Here is a 20,019-nt window from a genome sequence, read left to right on the forward strand (position 1 = left end):
TGTACGTCGTCCGAAGTCGGCCGCCCACGGCGGCACCTGACGCAGGGGGAACAACCACGTGATACGCAACGCAGCGCTGGGGAGCGCTGCCACTCTGATCGCCGGCACGCTCACGGCGGGCCTCGTCATGGCCACGCCCGCCGCGGCCTCCGACAGCCGTTCCTACGGCATCCCGGAGTCGGTCGGCGTCGAGATCGCCGCCGCCCGCGCGGCCCACACCGGCATCGACTGGAAGGCCTGCCCGGCCGACTGGGGTTTCGAAGCCCCGATCCAGTGCGGCTGGGTGAAGGTCCCGCTCGACTACGCCAAGCCCTTCGGCAAGACCATCGACCTCGCGGTGGACCGGATCGGCAGCACGGGCACTCCGCAGGAGCGCCAGGGCGCCCTGATCTACAACCCCGGCGGCCCCGGCGGTTCCGGCATGCGCTTCCCGCGCCGGGTCACCACCAAGAGCCCGCTGTGGGTCAACACCTCCAAGGCGTACGACTTCGTGGGCTTCGACCCCCGCGGCGTCGGCCACTCGGCGCCGATCTCCTGCATCGACCCGCAGGAGTTCGTCAAGGCCCCCAAGGCCGACCCGGTCCCCGACTCGGTGGCCGACAAGAACGCGCAGCGCAAGCTGGCCGCCGAGTACGCGGACGGCTGCAAGGAGCGCAGCGGCGAGATGCTGCCGCACATGACCACGCCGAACACCGCGCGCGACCTCGACGTCATCCGCGCCGCCCTCGGCGAGAAGAAGCTGAACTACCTCGGCGTCTCCTACGGCACCTACCTGGGCGGGGTCTACGCGACCCTGTTCCCGACCCACGTGCGCCGCATGATCGTCGACTCCGTGGTCAACCCCGACCAGGACAACATCTGGTACGAGGCCAACCTCGGCCAGGACGTCGCCTTCCAGGGCCGCTGGAACGACTGGCAGGACTGGGTCGCCAAGAACGACGCGTCCTTCCACCTCGGTGACACCCGCGCCAAGGTCCAGGCCCAGTACGAGGCGCTGCGCGCCAAGGCGAAGGCCAACCCGATCGGCGGCGTCGTCGGTCCGGCCGAGCTGATCGGCTTCTTCCAGAGCGCTCCGTACTACGACTCCTCGTGGGTGCCGGTCGCGCAGACCTTCGCGGCCTACGTCGCCGGTGACACGCAGGCGCTGGTCGACGCGATCGCCCCGGACATGTCCGACACCAAGGGCAACGCGACGGCGGAGAACGGCAACGCCGTCTACACCGCGGTCGAGTGCGCGGACGCCAAGTGGCCCACCAGCTGGGCCAAGTGGGACCGCGACAACAGCAAGCTGCACGAGAAGTACCCCTTCCTGACCTGGTCCAACGCGTGGATGAACCTCCCCTGCGCGACCTGGAAGGCCAAGCAGTCCACCCCGATCGAGGTCGGTGCCAAGCGCGGGCTGCCGCCGGTGCTGATCGTCCAGTCGGAGCGGGACGCGGCCACGCCGTACGAGGGTGCGGTCTCGCTGCACAAGCGTCTGGCCGGCTCGCGCCTCATCACCGAGCAGAACGCGGGCTCGCACGGTGTCACCAGCCTGGTGAACCCCTGCATCAACACCCGGGTGGACACCTACCTGCTCACCGGCAAGGTCGATGCCAAGGACGTGACGTGCGGTCCGCACGCCACCCCGGTCGCCCCGGCCCCGGCCGCCGCGAAGTCCCTCGCGCAGAACGCGCCGGCGGACCTGCCGGCGCTGGAGGAGCTCCCGGCCGTCCGCTAGTGACGCCCGGCCGGCTCCGCTCGCGGTGACGGTCCGGACGGAGGAAGAAGGCTCAGCGCCCCGTGCGCCGGGCCTTCTTCCGCGTCTCCTCCGCCTCGGCCTTGACCTCGCCGGCGTACCGGTCGACGTACTCCTGACCGGACAGTCCGAGGACCGCGTACATGATCTCGTCGGTGACCGCGCGCAGGACGGCGCGCTCGTTCTCCAGCCCGGCGTAGCGGCTGAACTCCAGCGGCTCGCCGAAGCGGATCGTCACCCGGCGGATCTTCGGGACCTTCTGTCCCGGCGGCTGGATCTCGAAGGTGCCGACCATCGCGCAGGGCACGACGGGCACCCCGGCGCCGAGCGCCATCGCGGCCACCCCCACCTTGCCCTTGTACAGCCGTCCGTCGTGCGAGCGGGTGCCCTCCGGGTAGATGCCCAGCAGCTCGCCCTTGGCCAGCACCCCGAGCCCCTCCCGGATGGCGGCCTGCCCCGCCTCCTTGCCGGTGCGGTCGACCGGGATCTGGCCCGCGCTGCGGAAGAAGGCGGCGGTGAGCCGGCCCTTGAGGCCGGGCCCGGTGAAGTACTCGGCCTTGGCCAGGAAGGTGATCCGGCGGCTCAGGACGGCCGGCATCAGGAAGTGGTCCGAGAAGGACAGGTGGTTGCCCGCGACGATGGCCGCCCCCTCGGCCGGGACGTGCTCGATGCCCTCGATCCGCGGCCGGAACAGCAGCCGCAGCAGGGGTCCCAGCAGTACGTGCTTCAGCAGGTGGTAGAACATCAGGCTGCTCCCGTCGACGCCCCGGAGGTCCCCGTCGTCCTACGGGCGGGCGCGGGACGGCTGCGGACCGTACGAGAGCATGCCCCTCAGGCGCCGCGCGAAGCGGCCATCGCGGCGGTGAGCAGTCCCAGCACGACCCAGCCGAACCAGAGCCACCCATTGCTGCCGAGGGCCACCGAGTACGCCGCCACCGCCACCAGCGCGGCACAGGTCAGCACGGCCATCGCCTTCACAGAACCGGTCATGCCCCATGGTGGCGCGCCCGGGTACCCCGGCGCTACTGTCCACGCGCTTGGAGGGCCGCCAGATACGCGTTGTAGTCGGCGAGCTCCTTGTCGCCGTCCCGGTCGGCGGCGCGGTCCGAGCGCTTCGCCGTCCGCTGCTCGGAGCGGTACCACTGGTAGACCAGCGCGATCAGCACCAGGACGGACGGGATCTCGCTGAAGGCCCAGGCGATGCCGCCGCCCCACTGCTGGTCGAGCAGCGGGTCGATGCCGAGGCTCGCGGGCGGGTCGGCGTACGTCTTGATCATCGGCTCGCTCGCCATCATCAGCGCGATGCCGAAGAAGGCGTGGAAGGGCATGCCCGCGAACAGTTCCAGCATCCGCATCACGTAGCCGGGGCGCTGCGGACCCGGGTCCACGCCCATGATCGGCCAGAAGAAGACCAGGCCCACGGCGAGGAAGTGCACCATCATCGCGATGTGCCCAGTCTTCGACTCCATCAGGAAGTCGAAAATGGGGGTGAAGTACAGGGCGTAGAGGCTGGCGATGAACAGCGGGATGGTGAACACCGGGTGGGTGATCACCTTCATGTAGCGGCTGTGCAGGAACATCAGCAGCAGCTCGCGCGGACCCTTGCGGCCGCGGGCCGCGGGGGGCAGCGCGCGCAGCGTCAGCGTCACCGGCGCGCCGAGCAGCAGCAGGATCGGGCTCAGCATGCTGATGACCATGTGCTGGATCATGTGCACGCTGAACATGACCATGCCGTAGTCGTTCAGCTTGGTGCACATCACCAGCATCACGGTGAGCACGCCGAGGGTGAAGGCCACCGTCCGGCCGGGCGGCCAGGCGTCACCGCGCCGGCGCAGCCGCAGGACGCCCCAGAAGTAGAGGCCGAGTCCGAGCAGGGAGCCGATCAGGAAGAAGGCGTCGAACGAAAACTCCAGCCCGCGCCCGAGGGTGAACGGCGGCAGGTCGCCCATATCCATGCCGTCGTGCGCGAGGTGGTTCATGCGTGTACTCCCTTGACCCGTGGTGCCCCACCACAGTAGTGCCGCCCCCGGACGCCGATGCGTCCGGGGGCGGGTGTCAGAAGGGGGGAAACATCACAGAACGGTCTCCGCCTCCGCGTATCGCTCGGCCGGGACCGTCTTCAGGGTCTGGGTGGCCTCGCCGAGCGGGACCATCACGATGTCCGTGCCGCGCAGGGCGGTCAGCATGCCGAATTCGCCGCGGTGGGCGGCCTCCACGGCATGCCATCCGAAGCGGGTGGCGAGCACCCGGTCGTACGCGGTGGGCGTACCGCCGCGCTGGACGTGGCCCAGGATCACCGGACGGGCCTCCTTGCCGAGGCGGTCCTCCAGCTCGACGGCGAGCCGGTTGCCGATCCCGGCGAACCGCTCGTGGCCGTAGATGTCCTTGCCGCCCTGCTCGAAGGACATCGAGGAGCCCGCCGCGGGCTTGGCGCCCTCGGCGACCACGACGATCGCGAACCGCTTGCCCGCCGAGAAGCGCTCGCCGACGATCGCCGTCAGCTCCTCGATGTCGAAGGGGCGCTCCGGCACGACGATCGCGTGGGCGCCCGCGGCCATGCCCGAGTGCAGGGCGATCCAGCCGGTGTGCCGGCCCATGACCTCGACCACCATCACGCGCTGGTGCGACTCAGCGGTGGTCTTCAGCCGGTCGAGGGCCTCGGTGGCCACGCCCACCGCGGTGTCGAACCCGAAGGTGACGTCGGTGGAGGCGATGTCGTTGTCGATGGTCTTCGGTACGCCGACGATCGGCAGCCCGGCCTCCGACAGAAGGTGCGCCGCCTTCAGGGTGCCCTCGCCGCCGATCGGGATGATCGCGTCGAGTCCGAGGTCCGCGACGTGTCCGCGGGCGGTCTCGACCCCGCCGCGCAGGTGCGCGGGCTGGACGCGGGAGGAGCCGAGGACGGTGCCGCCGCGGGCCAGGATGCCGCTGACGGCGTCCAGGTCCAGCTTGCGGTAGTCGCCTTCCAGAAGGCCCTTCCAGCCGTCCAGGAAACCGATCACCTCGTCGCCGTGGTCGACGACGGCGCGGTGCACGACGGAGCGGATGACGGCATTCAGGCCGGGGCAGTCGCCTCCGGAAGTGAGCACACCAATGCGCATGGCAGGAGGACCTTTGCAACGTGGGCCGACGACCGGACCACGTCGTCCGGTTGGAACTAACGGCCACCCTACAAGCGGATGACCGCAGGGCTGAACCATCCTCCACATGCTGGTCGCATCCGTCGTGCGAACGCACGTCGGCCCGGATTCCCCTGGGGGATCCGGGCCGGAACGCGCTGCGCCGCGCCGGGCGCGAGGGGCTACGCGGGCTGCGTCGCCGAGGCGATGCGCTCCGCGCGCAGCGCCTCGTACCACCGGTCGTCGGCCGGCGGCAGCGCGTTCACGTCGAGGGCCAGCTTCAGCAGCAGGTCCGCGATGAGCGGGTTGCGGGCCATGACCGGGCCGTGCATGTACGTACCGAACACGGTGTCGTTGTACGCGCCCTCCGTGCCGTCGCCCGTGCCGTTGCCGCGGCCCATGCTCACCCGCGCGAACGGGCGGGCGGTCGGACCGAGGTGGGTAACGCCCTGGTGGTTCTCGAAGCCGGTCAGCTGCGGCAGACCGAGCCGCGGGTCGATGTCGCCGAGGACGTCGCCCACGCAGCGCTCGCCCTCGCCGCGCACGGTCACCACGTCCAGCAGGCCGAGGCCCTGCTGGCGCTCGCCCAGGTCGTTGACGAACTCCTGGCCGAGGATCTGGTAGCCGGCGCAGACGGAGAAGACGATCGCCCCGTTCGAGACGGCGCGCTCCAGGCCGCCGTCGCGCAGCAGCCGGTCCGCTGCCAGCCGCTGGGGCCGGTCCTCGCCGCCGCCGATCAGATAGATGTCCCCGGAGGTCGGGATCGGCTGGTCGCTGCGCACGTCCACGCGCTGGACGTCCAGACCGCGCAGGCGCGCCCGGCGCTCCACGACCAGGGCGTTGCCCTGGTCTCCGTACGTGCTCAGCAGGTCGGGGTAGACCCACACCAGACGCAGGCTGTTGTCGCTCATGCTCTTGTCCTTTATGGGTACTAGTTGCCGACGCGGCGGCGCACGTCCTGGAAGGCGGTGTAGTTGGCGATCAGCTCGATCTGGCCGGGCGGTGCGAGCTGCACCGCTTCGTCCAGGGTCTCGCAGACGCGGAAGTCCAGGCCCGCGACCTCCAGGCGGACCGCGAGGTCGAGCTTGCGGTCGCCGATCACGAAGATCGGGTGACCGGCCAGCCGCGGGTAGTCCACGTCCCAGAGCCAGGAGGTGTCGGTGCCGTCGGCGCCGCGCGCGTTGACCGAGAGGACCACCGGGGTGGGCGGCGGGTCGATCAGGGAAAACGTTTCGAGCCAGCCCGCCGGGTTCTTCGCGAGCAGCAGGCGCAGCTCGCGGCCCTGGAAGGAGACCACGTCGTAGCGGCCGGCCACGGCCTGCACCTGGTACATGCGCTCCAGGGCGACCTGCGGGGGGACGCCGAAGACGGCGGCGACGGCCGCCGAGGTGGCGGCGTTCGCCTTGTTGGCGCGGCCGGGCAGCTGGAGGTGGATCGGCCAGGCGCTGCCGTGCGGGTCGAGGACGTGGTCGCCGCTGAGCACCCAGGTGGGGGTCGGGCGGCGGAAGCCGCACTCGCCGCAGAACCAGTCGTCGCCCGGCCGCTGCATCACGCCGCCGCAGGAGGGGCACGACCAGGCGTCGTCCTTCCACTCCTGGCCGGCCGCGACCCAGACCACGTTCTGCGAGGAAGAGGCGGACCACACGATCAGGGGGTCGTCGCAGTTCGCGACGATGACCGCCTTGGAGCCCGAGAGGCCCTCGCGCCACTTCTCCGCGAGCATGCGGGTCTCGGCGGCGCGGTCCAGCTGGTCGCGGCTGAGGTTCAGGAGCGCGATCACCTTCGGCGTCACGTCCCGGGCCACGCCGGCGAGGTACTTCTCGTCGACCTCGATGACGCCGTACTTGGCGTCGCTGCCGCCGGCCAGCGCCGAGGTGATGCCCGCGGGCATGTTGGCGCCCAGCGCGTTGGACACCACGGGGCCGCTGGCGCGCAGGGCCTCCGCGATCAGCCGGGTCGTCGTCGTCTTGCCGTTCGTTGCCGACACGAGGACGACATCGAGATGCTGTGCCAGCGCGCCGAGAAGATCGGGGTCGAGCCTGAGCGCGACCTTGCCCCCGATCACCGATCCGCTTCCGCGTCCCGCGGCCCGCGACACCGCCGCCGCGGCCTTGCCCGCCGTCACGGCCAGCTTGGCCCGCGGCGAAAGCGGCTCTGTGTTGCCTGCCATCGTCCCTTGTCCTCCTTGCGTCGGTCGGCCCCAGCCTATCCAGAACCGGTGGGAGCCCTGACCGCGGCGCCCTGCGAATCGCTCATACAGTCGCTCCGCGTACCCTTATCGCCATGCGACAGCGTCCGATCCCCGGCACTTCAGGCCTCGTCCGCACCATGAGCCTGCTGGGCGATCCGGTGCTCGGCTCCGCCTGCGCGGAGGTCACCGACTTCGGTCCCAACCTCGACCGGCTCATCGAGGACATGTTCGCCACCATGTACGCCGCCGAGGGCGTGGGCCTGGCCGCGAACCAGATCGGCGTGGGCCTGCGGGTCTTCGTCTACGACTGCCCCGACGACGAGGACGTCCGCCACGTCGGCCACGTCGTCAATCCGCGTCTCGTGCGGACCGGCGGGCCCGAGCTGATCGGCCCCGAGGGCTGCCTCTCGCTGCCCGGCCTGGAGGCCGGGACGGCCCGCTTCGACGAGGCCGCGGTCGAGGGGGTCACCTCGGACGGCGCGCCGGTCCGGATCTGCGGCACCGGGTTCTTCGCCCGCTGCCTCCAGCACGAGTGCGACCACCTCGACGGCGGGCTCTACGCGGACCGGGTGACCGGGCTGCGGCTGCGCCGCCTGCGCCGCGCGATCCGCCGGGCGCCCTGGTCGGCGTAGCGGCCCCTGCCGGGACGTCAGAAGCCCGGGCCGTCCGGGCGGTTGCCCGCGGTCGCCAGCCGGCCCCACAGCAGGTCCACCAGGTCGCTGACCAACTCCGCCCGTGTGCAGGGGCGTTCGCCGAGCCACCAGTCGCCGGCCGCGTGCATCATGCCGACGATCCCGTGGCCCCACACCCGGGCGAGGCGCTCCCCGCCGGGGCCCGGGTCCACCCGCTCCGCGATCACCTGGGCCAGCTCCTCGCCGAGGCGGCGCAGCAGCGGCGCCGAGTGCAGGCCGACGTCGAAGCCGCGCTCGGCGGTGTGCGAGTCCTCGGCCGGGTGCATCAGGAACCGGTAGACCTGCGGGCGCGCCTCGATGGCGGCGAGGTAGGTGTCCAGGGTGGCCTCGACCCGGCGGCGCCGCTCGGCGGGGGCGTCGAGCGCGGCGCGCAGCGAGTCGAGGAGCGCGTCGGTGTGCCGGACGGCGAGCGCCTGGTAGAGGCCCGCCTTGTCGCCGAAGTGCCGGTAGAGGATGGGCTTGGTGATGCCGGCCTCGGCCGCGATGGCGTTCATGGAGGCCCGGGGGCCGTCCCGCAGGACGACGCGGTCGGCCGCTTCGAGCAGCTCCCGCCGCCGGTGCTCGGACGATCCCTGCTGGCCGCCCGACGGGCCGGCCTGCCGCGTGGTCTCCATGATGTGTTTCTCTCCCCGCCCTTGCGATGTGCGTGCCGCCCGCGCAACGTAACACCCCGCACACCCGGTCGACCGAATCGGCGACGGCCGCCGGGGGTCGTCGGCGAGGGCGGTTGACAGTGGCTACTCGTCAGTAACATACTGGCCCCACGAGTGATGTTACCGGGAGTAACATCATGCGCTCGACACGCACAGCTGGAGGGGACGACATGGCGGAGTTCACCATGGACCTGAGCGACGACCAGAAGCAGGTACGGGACTGGATCCACGGCTTCGCCGCCGACGTGATCCGGCCCGCCGCCGCGGAATGGGACGAGCGCGAAGAGACTCCCTGGCCCGTCATCCAGGAGGCCGCCAAGGTCGGCATCTACTCCCTCGACTTCTACGCCCAGCAGTTCTTCGACCCGACCGGCCTCGGCATTCCGATGGCCATGGAGGAGCTGTTCTGGGGCGACGCGGGCATCGCGCTGTCGATCGTGGGCACCGGCCTCGCGGCCATCGGGGTCGTGGCGAACGGCACCGAGGAGCAGATCGGCACCTGGATCCCCCAGATGTACGGCACCCCGGACGACGTGAAGGTCGCCGCCTTCTGCTCCTCCGAGCCGGACGCGGGCTCCGACGTCGGCGCCATGCGCACCCGGGCCGTCTACGACCAGGCCAAGGACGAGTGGGTGCTGAACGGCACCAAGACCTGGGCGACCAACGGCGGCATCGCCAACGTCCACATCGTCGTCGCCGTGGTCGACCCGGAGCTGGGCACCAAGGGCCACGCGTCCTTCATCGTGCCGCCGAACACCCCGGGCCTCTCGCAGGGCCAGAAGTTCAAGAAGCACGGCATCCGCGCCTCGCACACCGCCGAGGTGGTGCTGGAGGACGTCCGGATCCCCGGCTCCTGCCTGCTCGGCGGCAAGGAGAAGCTGGACGAGCGGCTCGCGCGGGCCCGCGAGCGGGCGCGCAGCGGCGGCGGCGAGCGCGTGAAGAACGCGGCCATGGCCACCTTCGAGGCGTCCCGCCCGGCCGTCGGCGCGATGGCGGTCGGCACCGCGCGCGCCGCGTACGAGGTGGCCCTGGACTACGCGAAGACCCGCACCCAGTTCGGCCGTCCGATCATCGACAACCAGGGTGTCGCCTTCCAGCTCGCGGACATGCGCACCTCGATCGACGCGGCCCGGCTGCTGGTGTGGCGGGCGTCGTGGATGGCGGTCGCGGGCAAGCCGTTCACCTCGGCGGAGGGCTCGATGTCGAAGCTCTTCGCGAGCGAGGTCGCCAAGAAGGTCACCGCGCAGGCGGTGCAGATCCTCGGCGGGAACGGCTTCACCCGCGAGTACCCGGTGGAGCGGATGCACCGGGACAGCGCTATTTACACGATCTTCGAGGGCACGAGCGAGATCCAGCGCCTGGTGATCGCGCGCACCCTCTCGGACATGCCGATCCGCTAGCGCGTGTTTCAGAAGTCCCGCCCCGCCCGACCGCCCCTGCTGCGGGATCCGTCCCGCAGCAGGGTGTCGATCACGTGGCCGAAGAGGCGGCGGCCCGCCGCGGCCACCACCGGGTCGAAGAGCCGGGGGAAGCCCGCGAGGCGCAGCTCCTCGTGCCAGCGGACGTCCGCGCCGCCCGCCGGCAGCGGGTGCACCCCGATCTCGGCCCAGCCGCGGACGGCCCGGCCGTGCTTTTCCAGCCGGACGAGCCCGGGCGCGTCCGCCGAGGGGGGCCGCCAGAGGGTCACCTCCATCGGGTCGTCGAACGTGACCCCCGCCACACCGGTGCGGGCCGTGAAGCGGGTTCCGACGCGGGTCGGCGGCGCCGTCGTGATCACCGTCCGGGTCAGCGGAACCGGCGCACCATGGCGTTCCCAGTCCGTGAGCCTGAGCCACGCCTCCTCGGCGGGCAGTGCGGTCCTGCGCGAAATCCGGATAACGGGCATGAGCGCATCGTAATCGGGCATACACATCCTGAACTGGACCCCGAATATGGGTTCCATACGGGGGTGGTGATCGGTAATACTCCTCGCCACCGTGGATCGCGGAATCGACCGGTTGACCATCGGCCTCCCGCCCCACCCTGCGATGAGGTGCGCCATGTGCTCCCACCAGCCCCCCTGCCCGACCGCTGACAGCGCCGATCACGACGCCGCCCGCACGGTCGCCTTCCACCCCGAACAGGGCTGGAGCCTGCTGTGCAACGGCGCCGTGGTCTTCGACGACACCGGTGAACTGCTCCCCGACGGCCGCACGGTGGCGCCTCGCCGACCGGCCCTGGTCTGAGCCGAGGAGGCAGCATGCGCCAGCAGCTGATCCGCAAGCCCGTCCCGAAGCCCGCCCCCCGCGACCTCGATCTGCGGACCCCGTCCGGCCGGCCCCTGCCGTACTGACGCCCGCACGAGCCGTCGGCGCCCCCGCCCGGCCGGTGGGGGCCGTCGTCGCCCTGCCCCGCGGCCGCTGACGCCTCAGCCGGTGGACGCCGCCGCGCCGCCGCGGAAGGCGTCCTCGTAGGCCGCGTCGCCGATCGCCGCCCGCGCGCGCCGCTCGCCCTCGTCCCGCAGGGCCAGCAGCGAGGGCGAACCGCCCATCTGCGGATGGCCGACCGTGCGCCACCACGCCTGCCCGGTGCCCAGCAGCCGCGCCGCGAATTCCCCGTCGCCGAGTCCCGCCACCGCGGCCGCCAGGACGTCCAGGCCCAGCGCGATCCCGAGCCGGTCGCCCAGCAGCCGCTTGCCCGAGAGCATCGCCCGGACGTGCCGGGCCGCCTCCCCGTGGTGGCCGAGCCCGAGGGCGGCGACCGCCAGCACGTAGTCGGCGTAGGCGCGCAGCCAGCGCTCCCCGAGTTCCTCACAGGCTTCGCGCAGGCCCCGGGCCTCGTCGGCCGCCTCCTCGAAGCTGCCCCGGTCGCAGAGCGCGTACGCCGCCGACAGACGGCACAGCAGCCAGCCCGGGCCGCTGGTGCGCCCGCCGTGCCCGGCCCGGGCCCGCGGACCGGCCAGCTCCAGGGCCCGCGGCGCGTCCCCGGGCATCAGCACCGCCACCGAGAGCAGGTACGCCGCCCGCAGCTCCGGCTCCGGGTCCGCCAGCCGGGCCGCCGCCTCCACGCAGCGCGCCCCCAGCGCCCGGGCCGTGGGCATCTCCCCCTGGAGCATCGTGGTCAGCCCGAGTGCCCAGAGCGCCTGGAAGTGGGCGCTCCCGGTGCCGGGCGACGTCCGCAGCGCCCGTTCCAGGAAGCCGCGGCCCTCGTGCGTGTGACCGCAGGCGAACCAGAAGAACCACAGGGACCCGGCCATCTCCAGCGCCGTCGAGCGGTCGGTGCCCAGCAGGTGCTCCAGCGCGGTGCGCAGCTGTGCGTGCTCGGCCGTCATCCTGCGGTACCAGTCGACCTGGCCCGGGCCGAGCCAGCCCGCGTCGGCGGCCCGCGCCAGCGCCGCGTACCAGTGCGCGTGCCGGTCGGCGAGGGTGCGCACCTCGTCCAGCTCGGTGAGCCAGTCGTGCCCGTACTCGCGGATCGTGTCCAGCATCCGGTAGCGGGCCCCGCTGCCCCGCTCCTCGGTGCGCCGCACGACCGACTTCGCGACCAGCCCGTCCAGCACCCGCTCCACCCGGTCCGGCGCCAGCGGCCCGCCCGAGCACACCGCCCGGGCGGCGGTCAGGTCGAAGTCCCCGGCGAAGGCCGACAGCCGCGCCCACAGCAGCCGTTCCACCGGCGCGCACAGCTCGTGGCTCCAGCCGATCGACGTCCGCATGGTGCGGTGCCGGGGCTGGAGTGCCCCGCGGCTGTCGGAGAGGACCTCGAAGCGCGCGTCCAGGCGCTGCGCCAGCTCCTCCAGGCTCCAGGACCGCAGCCGGGCGGCGGCGATCTCCAGGGCGAGCGGCAATCCGTCCAGGCGGCGGCAGACCTCGGCGGCGACGGCGGCCCGCCGGGGGTCGGCGAAGGCGGCCGCGGCCTGCGGGGAGGCGGCCAGGGCGTACTGCCGGAAGAGGGCCAGGGCGTCGCTGCGGGGGCCGTCGGCGGGCAGCGGGCGCACCTCGACGAGCACCTCGGCGGGGGATCCCAGCGGTTCGCGGGAGGTGATCAGCACGGTGAGGCCGGGGGCGGACTGGAGGAGTTCGCCGACGAGGTGGCGGCAGGCGGCCACCAGGTGCTCGGCGGTGTCGAGGACCAGGAGCAGCTCCTTGTCCGCCATCCAGGCGCAGAGTTCCTCGTCGGGGGAGCGGGCGCGGTGGTCGGAGAAGCCCAGGGCGTGGGCAACGGTCGAGGTGAGCAGAGCGGGATCGCGCAGCGGCGACAGGTCCACCCACCAGACGCCGTCGCGGTGTCGCCCGCCCGGGCCGTGGACGGCGCGCCGGGCGAGGCGCGACTTCCCCACGCCTCCGACACCGGTGAGGGTGATCAGTCTGCGCTCGCGCAACAAGGCGTCCAGGAGCCCGAGTTCACTGTCCCGGCCGATGAAGGCGGGCGCCTCCGGCGGCAGGTTCCCCGGCCCGGGGGAAGCGTTCGGCCGGGGGTCGCCGTCCGGCGGACCGGACCGACCGCTGTTGATCGAGTACTCACCGAACACGGATGTATTGTGCGCGATCCACGTGCGCGGCAGAGCCGTTCGGTGAAGATCGTGGAAGATCACCGGTTCGCGGGGGAGCGCGCGCGGGCGCCGGCTCAGCCGAGGGGCACCCGGCGCTCCGCCGAGAAGGACCCCCAGTTGCCGTCCGGCAGCCGGGCGCGCAGTTTGACGGCCCAGACGGTACCGGCCGGTTCCGTGGCGGCGAGCCGGTACTCGGCCCGCCCGACGGGCACGGCTCCGGCGCCGAACTGGATGACGGTGGTGGGCCGTTCGTCGACGTACAGCTGGTACTCGGCGGTCGGCCGGCCGGTGTCGGGCGGGGTCCAGGACAGCACCACGGCGCCGGGTGAGGCGGTCGCGGTGAAGTCGGCGGGCGCGGTGCTCGGGCCCTTGCCGGTGGCCGTCGCGGTGGTGACGTCCACCGGCGGGCTGTCGGGCGAGGAGTTGTCGGCGCCGTCGCGGGCGCGCACGGTGAAGGTGTAGACGGTGTCCGGCTGGAGGCCGGTCAGCCGGGTGGAGGTCTCCGCGGCGCCGACCGTGTGGATCCGGACGCCGCCCTGGTAGACGTCGTAGGCCGTCACCCCCGTGTCGTCGCCGGCGGGAGCCCAGGTCAGGGCGGCCGCCCGGGCCCCGTCCGGGTGGCCGGCGGCGCTCGCGGGGGCCGTCGGCGGCCGGTGGTCCTCGGCCTTCACGGCGGGGGTGGTGACGGCCGCCGCGGCGCTGGGCGCGGACAGGTTGCCGGCCGCGTCGGCGGCGCGCACGGTGAAGGAGTACGCCGTCAGCGGGGCGAGGCCGGTGAGGTCGACCATGGTCTTCTCGGCCGGAACCGCCCGGACCAGGACGCCCTGCTGGAAGATCCGGTACTCCTTCACCCCCTGCCGCGGATCGGCGGACTGCCACATCACGTGCGCCGAAGTGGCGCTGCCCGCCTGGGCCGTGAGTCCGGCGGGCGGCTCCGGCGGGCGGGTGTCGGGGGCGGCGCAGGCGGTCGGCGCCGCGAGCGCGACGGCGGCGAGGGCGGCGGCGGCCAGCCGACGGGCGGCCGCGGCGGTGGGGGTGGCGGGGCGGCGCACGGGGCGTCCTCACGGGGTGTCGGTGCGGGACCGTCCGGGTGGGGCCGGGGGCGGGTGGGGGCCGCGAGCGGAACCGCAAAGGTCTAGACATGTATGGCACGCCCCCGGGGCCACCGGCAAGACCCCGGACGCGGCGGGCGGGATCCGCCCACCCCGCCGGTCCGCGGCGCGGCCGGCCAGCATGCCGACCACTGATCCACCGCCGTCACACACGGTCAACACCCGTACGGCGGACAGGGATTTCACCCGGAGGCACCCTCCGCTGCGCCACCATGGCGCCGCGCACAAGGAGGTGCCCCGATGGTGATGTCGCTTTCCGTGGTCGTCCTGCTCCTCGTCCTCGCGTGGATCTTCGTACGCAGCGGCGGCCTCAAGTTCTCGCACGCGCTGGTCTGCGTCCTGCTCGGCTTCTACCTGGCGAGCAGCAGCATGGCCGCGACCATCCACCACGGCTTCACGGCCACGGCGCAGGTGGTGTCCGGCCTCAGGCCCTGACCGGGCGCCGCCCGGACGACTGTTGCGCCTTCGTGAATCATCGCGCCCCGGCATGGACTCCTCGGGTGCTCCGCCCTAGCGTCTGGCCGCGGCGCGATGTCAGACGAACCGTCAACAGGACGGAAGAGGAAGGAGGCACCCGGATGCTCCGAAGAGCGCTGCACTGCGCCGTGATGCCGGCCGTGGCCGTCGCCGTGGCGATGTACGGGATCTCCCCGGCGCGGGCGGACGCGATACCCCAGGCGCCCGGCCACCGCCTGGTCAGCCAGTACGACGGCAGCCCCGCGGCCGCCGTCCCCGTGCCCGGCGGAGCCCCGCCGCAGCACCCGTTCCTCGCCCCCAACGGCCGCAGCGGTATGCACGCCGACGCGGCGGGCAGCGCCACCTACCCCTGGTCAGGCCCCCTCGGCAGGAATCCCGGGGTCGGCAGCGAGAAGATCGCCGCCCTTGGCGGCGAGTGCGCCACCGTCACCTTCGACGCGGGCGGCCGCCTGGTCACCGTCTGCGGCACCTTCTCCGGCTTCAAGGTCAAGCTGCTCGACCCCCGTTCCCTCGCCACGCTCGCGGAGTACCAGCTCCCGCAGCGTTCCTCGACCGTCGAGGCGATCACCTCGCTCGACTTCTCGAAGATCGTCAAGGACACCTCGGGCGGCGCGTACTTCTACCTGGACGACCAGGACCGGGCCGTGCTGGCCGACTCCCGCCGGCACATCCTTCGCCTCGCGCACACCCAGCGCCCCGACGGCACCTGGACCTTCTCCGTCGCCGACGACTGGGACCTCACCGGCCAGGTCCCGCACGACTGCGTCAGCTGGACCGACCTGTGGCCCAGCGGGGCCTGCGATCCGCTCACCTCGGTCATGCCCGACTGGGACGGCCGCATCTGGTGGGTCACCCGGCAGGGCCGGGTCGGCACCGTGGATCCGGCGACCGGCGCCCTGCGCTCGATCCGGCTGGACGGCGAGGAGATCCAGAACTCCTTCTCCGTCGCCGAGGACGGCGTGTCCATCGTCTCCGACCACGCGCTCTACGGCTTCCGCGCCGCGGCCGACGGCACCCCGCAGGTGCAGTGGCGCCAGACCTACGACCGCGGAACGGGAGCCAAACCCGGCTCCGTGAACCAGGGTTCGGGCACCACCCCGGACCTCTTCGGCGACGGCTACGTCGCCATCACCGACAACGCCGACGACCGGATGAACGTCCTCGTCTACCGGCGCGGCGCCGACGTCCCCGCGGACCGGCGCCTGGTGTGCAAGGTCCCGGTCTTCCGCTCCGGCGCCTCCACCACCGACAACTCCCTGATCAGCTGGGGCAACAGCCTCGTCGTCGAGAACAACTACGGCTACGAGAACCTCACCACCCTGCTGTTCGGGAAGAGCGTGGTCGGCGGCGTCAGCCGGATCGACGTCCGGGCCGACGGCAGCGGCTGCGACACGGTGTGGGAGAGCGGGATCCGCTCGCCCTCGACCGTGCCCAAGCTCTCCACGGCCAACGGGCTGCTCTACTTCTACGAGAAGGAGCCCAATGTCTGGGGGATCGACGCCTGGTACCTCAGCGCGGTCGACTTCCGCACCGGCGAGCGCCGCTGGCGCCGGCTGACCGGCACCGGGCCGCTGTACGACAACAACTGGGCGCCGATCACCCTCGGCCCCGACGGAACGGCGTACGTCGGCGTCTTCAACGGCATCGTGGCCGTACGGGACGCCGACTGAGCCTGCGGCCCCCCGGCGCTCCGGGGCGGCCCGGCGGGGCGACCCGCGCCGGGCCGCCCCGCCGGGGACCGCTACTTCTCCCGGGTCCGCCACAGCGGGTGCTCCCGCTCGGCCCACGCCCGGTCCACGGAGCCGGTGCGCATGCCGCGCCGGGACTCCGGATCGGCCAGCGCCTTGCCGACGTGCCCGGCGAGCACCACGCCCAGGGTCAGGGCCAGCCAGTCGTGGACGAAGGTGGCCGCCGTCCGCCAGCGCAGCGGCGCGAAGCCCGTCACCCACATCAGCAGCCCGGTCCCCAGCATCACCAGGACGGCGCCGGCCAGCCAGTTCGCGTACACCTTCTGCCCGGCGTTGAACTTCCCCGCGGGACGGGGGCCCAGCCGGTCCCGGCGCAGGGCGGACCGCAGCCACGTCCCGTCGTGCGGCCCGAACCGGTTCAGGCGGCGCAGGTCCCCGCGGAAGGTCCGCGAGGCCAGGCCCAGCAGGAACGGCGCCGGGAGCAGCAGCCCGGACCACTCGTGCACGGTGACGACGAGGTGGCGGCGCCCGACCAGTTCGGCGAGCGGCGAGAGGTAGAGGCAGGCGGCCGAGGCCACGCACACGCCCATGAGGGCCGCCGTGGAGCGGTGCACCCAGCGCTGAGAGCGGCTGAACCGGCGCACCCGCCCGGTGGCCGCCGCCGCGGACCCGGACCGCGGGGCCGCGGGCTCGGACGGCCGGGGCGCGGGCTCAGACGGTGGGCGCATCGTCGCGTCCGTTCGACTTGCCGACCCAGGCGTCGACGTCGTAGCCCAGGCGCTCCCAGTACCCGGGTTCGACGTCCCGGGTCAGGGTGATGCCGGAAAGCCACTTCGCCGACTTGTAGAAGTACATGGGGGCCGCGTACAGCCGGACCGGACCGCCGTGGCTGTGACCGAGCGGCTGGTCCTGCATGCGCAGGGCCACCAGCACGTCATCCCGCCGGGCCTGCGGAAGGGTCAGGCTCTCGGTGTAGGTGCCGTCGAAGCAGGTGAACCGGATGGCCCGGGCCTGCGGGCCGACCCCAACCGCGTCCAGCAGCAGGCGCAGCGGCACCCCTTCGAAGGGGGTGTCGGGGACCCGCCAGCCGGTCACGCACTGGACGTCCCGCACCACCCGCGTCTGCGGCAGCCGCCCGAGGGCGTCCAGGGTGTACGTGGCCGGGCGCTCGACCAGGCCGTCGACGGTGAGCCGGTAGTCCTCGGGCCCGCGCCGGGGCACGGAGGAGGCCACCGAGTAGTAGCGGAACCCGCCGCCGTTGGGCAGCAGCGAGGTCAGCCCCGTGGGGTCCTTGTCGGCGGTGGCCCCAAGGACCGATTCGAAGCCGCGCTGCAGTACGGGAGCGGCGGCCAGCCCCACGGCGCCCAGGCCGACCATGCCCAGGACCAGGCGGCGGCCGACGGGGGCGCCCCGGCCGTCCGGATCCGGGGGCCCGTCCGGCGCGTGCCCGGGGTCCGCATGCCCGGGGTCCGGTGCGTGCTGTTCTGTGCTCACCCGTCGATTCGACCACCGTGCGCGCCCCGGCACCAGGGCCGGCGGCCCGCCGTCAGGATTCCGTCATACCTGTTGAGATACCTGGCGAGCCCGGGCGGCGGAGCCGAGGTGCGCGACGGGTGGTGTTGCGTCCCCCGATGCCAACACCACCCGCTCACGCACTCCGCTCCCCGAGCCTAGGACGGGGCGGGCTCCGGCCGCTGTGCACCGGGTGCGGCGTTCGTTGACGATCAGTGCGTACCGCCTGGACGAGGGGGTGGCGCGGCGCGGCCGGCCGGGGCCCCGGCAGGGCGCGCGGGGCCCGGCCGCGCCGCCGGGCGGGGCGGCGGGTCCGCTCGTACGATGCGATGGTGATCACCGCCGCGCCGCGCCGCAGACCGGGTTACCTCGCCGCCGCGGCCGTCTTCGCGGTCGGCATGATGGGCACCACCCTGCCGACCCCGCTCTACGGGCTGTACCGCGAGGAGATCGGCTTCTCCACCTTCATGGTGACCGTCGTCTTCGCCGTCTACGCGGTCGGTGTGCTGGCCGTCCTGCTGCTCGCGGGGAACTATTCCGATCGGGTCGGACGGCGGCCCGTCCTGCTGGCGGCGATCGTACTGTCCGTGCTCAGCGCCCTCTGCTTCCTGGCCGAGCACGGGCTGCCGCTGCTCTTCGCCGGGCGGCTGCTGTCCGGCTTCGCCGCCGGGCTGCTCAGCGGCACCGGGACCGCCGCGGTCATCGAACTCGCCCCGCCCGAGCGCCGGGCCCGGGCCGCCTTCGCCGCCACCGCCGCCAACATGGGCGGCCTGGGCTGCGGACCGCTGCTCGCGGGGCTGCTCGCCCAGTACGCGCCGTACCCGCTCGCGCTGCCCTTCCTCGTGCACCTCGCGCTGCTGGTGCCCGCCACGGCCGTCGTGCTGCTGCTGCCGGAGACGGTGGAGCGGCCCCGGCGGTGGGCCCGGCCCCGGCCGCAGGGCGTCCGCGTGCCGCCGGGCGCGCGGGCGGCGTTCGCGCTCTGCGCTCCGGCCGCGTTCGCGGGCTTCGCGCTGCTGGGTCTGTTCACGGCGGTGGCGCCCACCTTCGTCGCGCAGACGCTGGAGGTCACGAACCACGCGGTCGCGGGCGCCCTGGTCTTCTCGGTGTTCCTCGCCTCCACCCTCGGGCAGCTGGCCGGGGGCCGGCTGGACGCGGACCGCGCGCTGCCGCGCGGACGGGCGGTGCTGGTGGCCGGTCTGGCACTGGTCGCCGCCTCGCTGGCCGTGGAATCGCTGCCGCTGCTGGTCGCGGGCGGGGCCGTCGCGGGGTTCGGCCAGGGCATGGCCTTCCGGGCGGCGGTGGCGACCGTATCGGCCGCGGCCCCCGCGGAGCAGCGGGGGGCCACGATCTCCGCGCTGTTCGTCATCGCCTACTGCGGGATCTCGCTGCCGGTGGTGGGCGTGGGTGCGCTCACCCTGTGGTTGGGCCTGCGCGGCGCGGGCCTGGTCTTCACGGTCTGCGTCGCGCTCACGGCGGCGGCGGGCCGCCGCCGCGGTGACCGCCACCGGCCCGGCCTCAGCTGAAGTCGAGGCCGCCGGTCCGGGTGCGCTTGAGCTCGAAGAAATCGGAGTACCCGGCGAGCAGCCGGACCCCGTCGAAGACCCGTACGGCGTCCTCGCCGCGCGGGATGGAGGTGAGGACCGGACCGAAGAAGGCGGTGCCGTCGATGTGGATCGTCGGGGTGCCGACCTCCTCGCCGACCGGGTCCATGCCCTCGTGGTGGCTCTTGCGCAGGGCGTCGTCGTATTCGGTGCGCCCGGCGGCATCGGCCAGCTCGGCCGGCAGACCGGCTTCGGCCAGCGCCTCGCGGATCAGCTCGTCCGTGGCCGAGCGGTCCTCGTTGTGCAACCGGGTGCCGAGGGCGGTGTAGAGGTCGCGCAGGACGCTTTCGCCGTGCTCCTGGGCGGCGGCGATGCAGACCCGCACGGGACCCCAGCCGGTCTCCAGCAGCCTGCGGTAGCGCTCGGGCAGGTCTTCCTTGCCCTCGTTGAGCACCGACAGGCTCATGACACGGAACGTGAGGTCCAGGTCGCGCTGCTTCTCCACCTCCAGGATCCAGCGGGAGGTGATCCAGGCGAAGGGGCAGATGGGATCGAAGTAGAAATCGACTTTGTTGGTCACCCGTCCGAGACTAGAAGGCCGGTGTCCCGTCCAGAAGGGCCATTCTGCCGCCGGGGAAGTGGGCCAATGCGGCGCGGACGGGGGCGCCGTGACCCGGATGGCCTTCCTCCCGCGTGCTCCGGCCCCGGCCCGCGGGGTACTCCGGCGGGGCACGTTTTGACGCGGGCGGTGCACAGAAATCCACCGAC

The 20,019-nt window shown here is 73.0% G+C and carries 20 protein-coding genes; 7 read left to right on the forward strand and 13 right to left on the reverse strand.

Features of this window, described 5'->3' with window-relative positions:
- The first annotated feature begins 127 nt into the window (after positions 1-127).
- Positions 128-1,720, forward strand: a complete 1,593-nt coding sequence (locus tag ABZY31_RS07200) for an alpha/beta hydrolase (protein ID WP_356405977.1) — start codon at positions 128-130, stop codon at positions 1,718-1,720.
- A gap of 52 nt (positions 1,721-1,772) precedes the next feature.
- On the opposite strand, the gene ABZY31_RS07205 is transcribed toward ABZY31_RS07200, so the two are convergent.
- From ABZY31_RS07205 to ABZY31_RS07230, 6 genes are all read right to left on the reverse strand, one after another.
- Positions 1,773-2,483, reverse strand: coding sequence for a lysophospholipid acyltransferase family protein (locus ABZY31_RS07205; protein ID WP_356405723.1), 711 nt, complete (start codon positions 2,481-2,483; stop codon positions 1,773-1,775).
- A gap of 86 nt (positions 2,484-2,569) precedes the next feature.
- Entirely contained in the window at positions 2,570-2,728 is a 159-nt protein-coding gene (locus ABZY31_RS07210) for a hypothetical protein (protein ID WP_356405725.1), read from the reverse strand.
- 32 nt (positions 2,729-2,760) lie between these two features.
- Positions 2,761-3,717 (reverse strand): cytochrome c oxidase assembly protein, encoded by a 957-nt coding sequence (locus tag ABZY31_RS07215; protein ID WP_356405727.1) that lies wholly within the window; start codon positions 3,715-3,717, stop codon positions 2,761-2,763.
- Between the two features lie 93 nt (positions 3,718-3,810).
- Complete coding sequence (locus ABZY31_RS07220) at positions 3,811-4,839, reverse strand: 6-phosphofructokinase (protein ID WP_356405729.1); 1,029 nt, start codon at positions 4,837-4,839, stop codon at positions 3,811-3,813.
- Positions 4,840-5,039: 200 nt separating this feature from the next.
- Entirely contained in the window at positions 5,040-5,768 is a 729-nt protein-coding gene (locus ABZY31_RS07225) for a glutamine amidotransferase (RefSeq protein WP_356405731.1), read from the reverse strand.
- Positions 5,769-5,788: 20 nt separating this feature from the next.
- A complete protein-coding gene (locus tag ABZY31_RS07230) occupies positions 5,789-7,027 on the reverse strand; it encodes a MurT ligase domain-containing protein (RefSeq protein ID WP_356405733.1) in 1,239 nt (412 codons plus the stop codon).
- 113 nt (positions 7,028-7,140) lie between these two features.
- On the opposite strand from ABZY31_RS07230, the gene def reads away from it, so the two are divergent.
- A complete protein-coding gene (def, locus tag ABZY31_RS07235; protein ID WP_356405734.1) occupies positions 7,141-7,680 on the forward strand; it encodes a peptide deformylase in 540 nt (179 codons plus the stop codon).
- A 17-nt stretch (positions 7,681-7,697) separates the two neighbouring features.
- Here def and ABZY31_RS07240 read toward each other — a convergent pair whose 3' ends face one another.
- Positions 7,698-8,354 carry a TetR family transcriptional regulator gene (locus tag ABZY31_RS07240; RefSeq protein WP_356405735.1) on the reverse strand — a complete coding sequence of 219 codons (657 nt, stop codon included), beginning with the start codon at positions 8,352-8,354 and terminating at the stop codon, positions 7,698-7,700.
- Positions 8,355-8,563: 209 nt separating this feature from the next.
- Here ABZY31_RS07240 and ABZY31_RS07245 point away from each other — a divergent pair, with 209 nt between their 5' ends.
- On the forward strand, positions 8,564-9,793 hold the full coding sequence (locus ABZY31_RS07245; RefSeq protein ID WP_356405979.1) for an acyl-CoA dehydrogenase family protein: 1,230 nt from the start codon (positions 8,564-8,566) through the stop codon (positions 9,791-9,793).
- Positions 9,794-9,801: 8 nt separating this feature from the next.
- On the opposite strand, the gene ABZY31_RS07250 is transcribed toward ABZY31_RS07245, so the two are convergent.
- Entirely contained in the window at positions 9,802-10,278 is a 477-nt protein-coding gene (locus ABZY31_RS07250; protein WP_356405736.1) for an SRPBCC family protein, read from the reverse strand.
- A gap of 154 nt (positions 10,279-10,432) precedes the next feature.
- Between ABZY31_RS07250 and ABZY31_RS07255 the strand changes: the two genes are divergently transcribed.
- Positions 10,433-10,618 carry a DUF5999 family protein gene (locus tag ABZY31_RS07255; protein ID WP_330329229.1) on the forward strand — a complete coding sequence of 62 codons (186 nt, stop codon included), beginning with the start codon at positions 10,433-10,435 and terminating at the stop codon, positions 10,616-10,618.
- A gap of 182 nt (positions 10,619-10,800) precedes the next feature.
- On the opposite strand, the gene ABZY31_RS07260 is transcribed toward ABZY31_RS07255, so the two are convergent.
- Complete coding sequence (locus ABZY31_RS07260; RefSeq protein WP_356405738.1) at positions 10,801-12,900, reverse strand: NB-ARC domain-containing protein; 2,100 nt, start codon at positions 12,898-12,900, stop codon at positions 10,801-10,803.
- Positions 12,901-12,995: 95 nt separating this feature from the next.
- Positions 12,996-13,973 (reverse strand): fibronectin type III domain-containing protein, encoded by a 978-nt coding sequence (locus ABZY31_RS07265; RefSeq protein WP_356405740.1) that lies wholly within the window; start codon positions 13,971-13,973, stop codon positions 12,996-12,998.
- 300 nt (positions 13,974-14,273) lie between these two features.
- On the opposite strand from ABZY31_RS07265, the gene ABZY31_RS07270 reads away from it, so the two are divergent.
- Both ABZY31_RS07270 and ABZY31_RS07275 read left to right on the forward strand, forming a co-directional pair.
- The gene (locus ABZY31_RS07270) at positions 14,274-14,468 is read left to right on the forward strand and encodes a hypothetical protein (protein WP_356405742.1); all 195 of its coding nucleotides are present in this window, start codon (positions 14,274-14,276) and stop codon (positions 14,466-14,468) included.
- A 173-nt stretch (positions 14,469-14,641) separates the two neighbouring features.
- Entirely contained in the window at positions 14,642-16,180 is a 1,539-nt protein-coding gene (locus ABZY31_RS07275) for a hypothetical protein (protein ID WP_356405981.1), read from the forward strand.
- 71 nt (positions 16,181-16,251) lie between these two features.
- On the opposite strand, the gene ABZY31_RS07280 is transcribed toward ABZY31_RS07275, so the two are convergent.
- Complete coding sequence (locus ABZY31_RS07280; protein WP_356405744.1) at positions 16,252-16,926, reverse strand: cytochrome b/b6 domain-containing protein; 675 nt, start codon at positions 16,924-16,926, stop codon at positions 16,252-16,254.
- Positions 16,910-17,575, reverse strand: coding sequence for a molybdopterin-dependent oxidoreductase (locus ABZY31_RS07285; RefSeq protein ID WP_356405983.1), 666 nt, complete (start codon positions 17,573-17,575; stop codon positions 16,910-16,912). The genes ABZY31_RS07280 and ABZY31_RS07285 overlap by 17 nt, the downstream gene beginning before the upstream one ends.
- A gap of 464 nt (positions 17,576-18,039) precedes the next feature.
- Here ABZY31_RS07285 and ABZY31_RS07290 point away from each other — a divergent pair, with 464 nt between their 5' ends.
- The gene (locus ABZY31_RS07290; RefSeq protein ID WP_356405746.1) at positions 18,040-19,233 is read left to right on the forward strand and encodes an MFS transporter; all 1,194 of its coding nucleotides are present in this window, start codon (positions 18,040-18,042) and stop codon (positions 19,231-19,233) included.
- Here ABZY31_RS07290 and ABZY31_RS07295 read toward each other — a convergent pair.
- A complete protein-coding gene (locus ABZY31_RS07295; protein WP_356405748.1) occupies positions 19,226-19,831 on the reverse strand; it encodes a disulfide bond formation protein DsbA in 606 nt (201 codons plus the stop codon). The two genes, ABZY31_RS07290 and ABZY31_RS07295, sit on opposite strands and share 8 nt — an antisense overlap.
- Positions 19,832-20,019 lie beyond the last annotated feature (188 nt).

The sequence above is a fragment of the Streptomyces sp. NPDC006529 genome (genome assembly GCF_040611795.1).
In the GTDB taxonomy this organism is placed as follows: domain Bacteria; phylum Actinomycetota; class Actinomycetes; order Streptomycetales; family Streptomycetaceae; genus Streptomyces.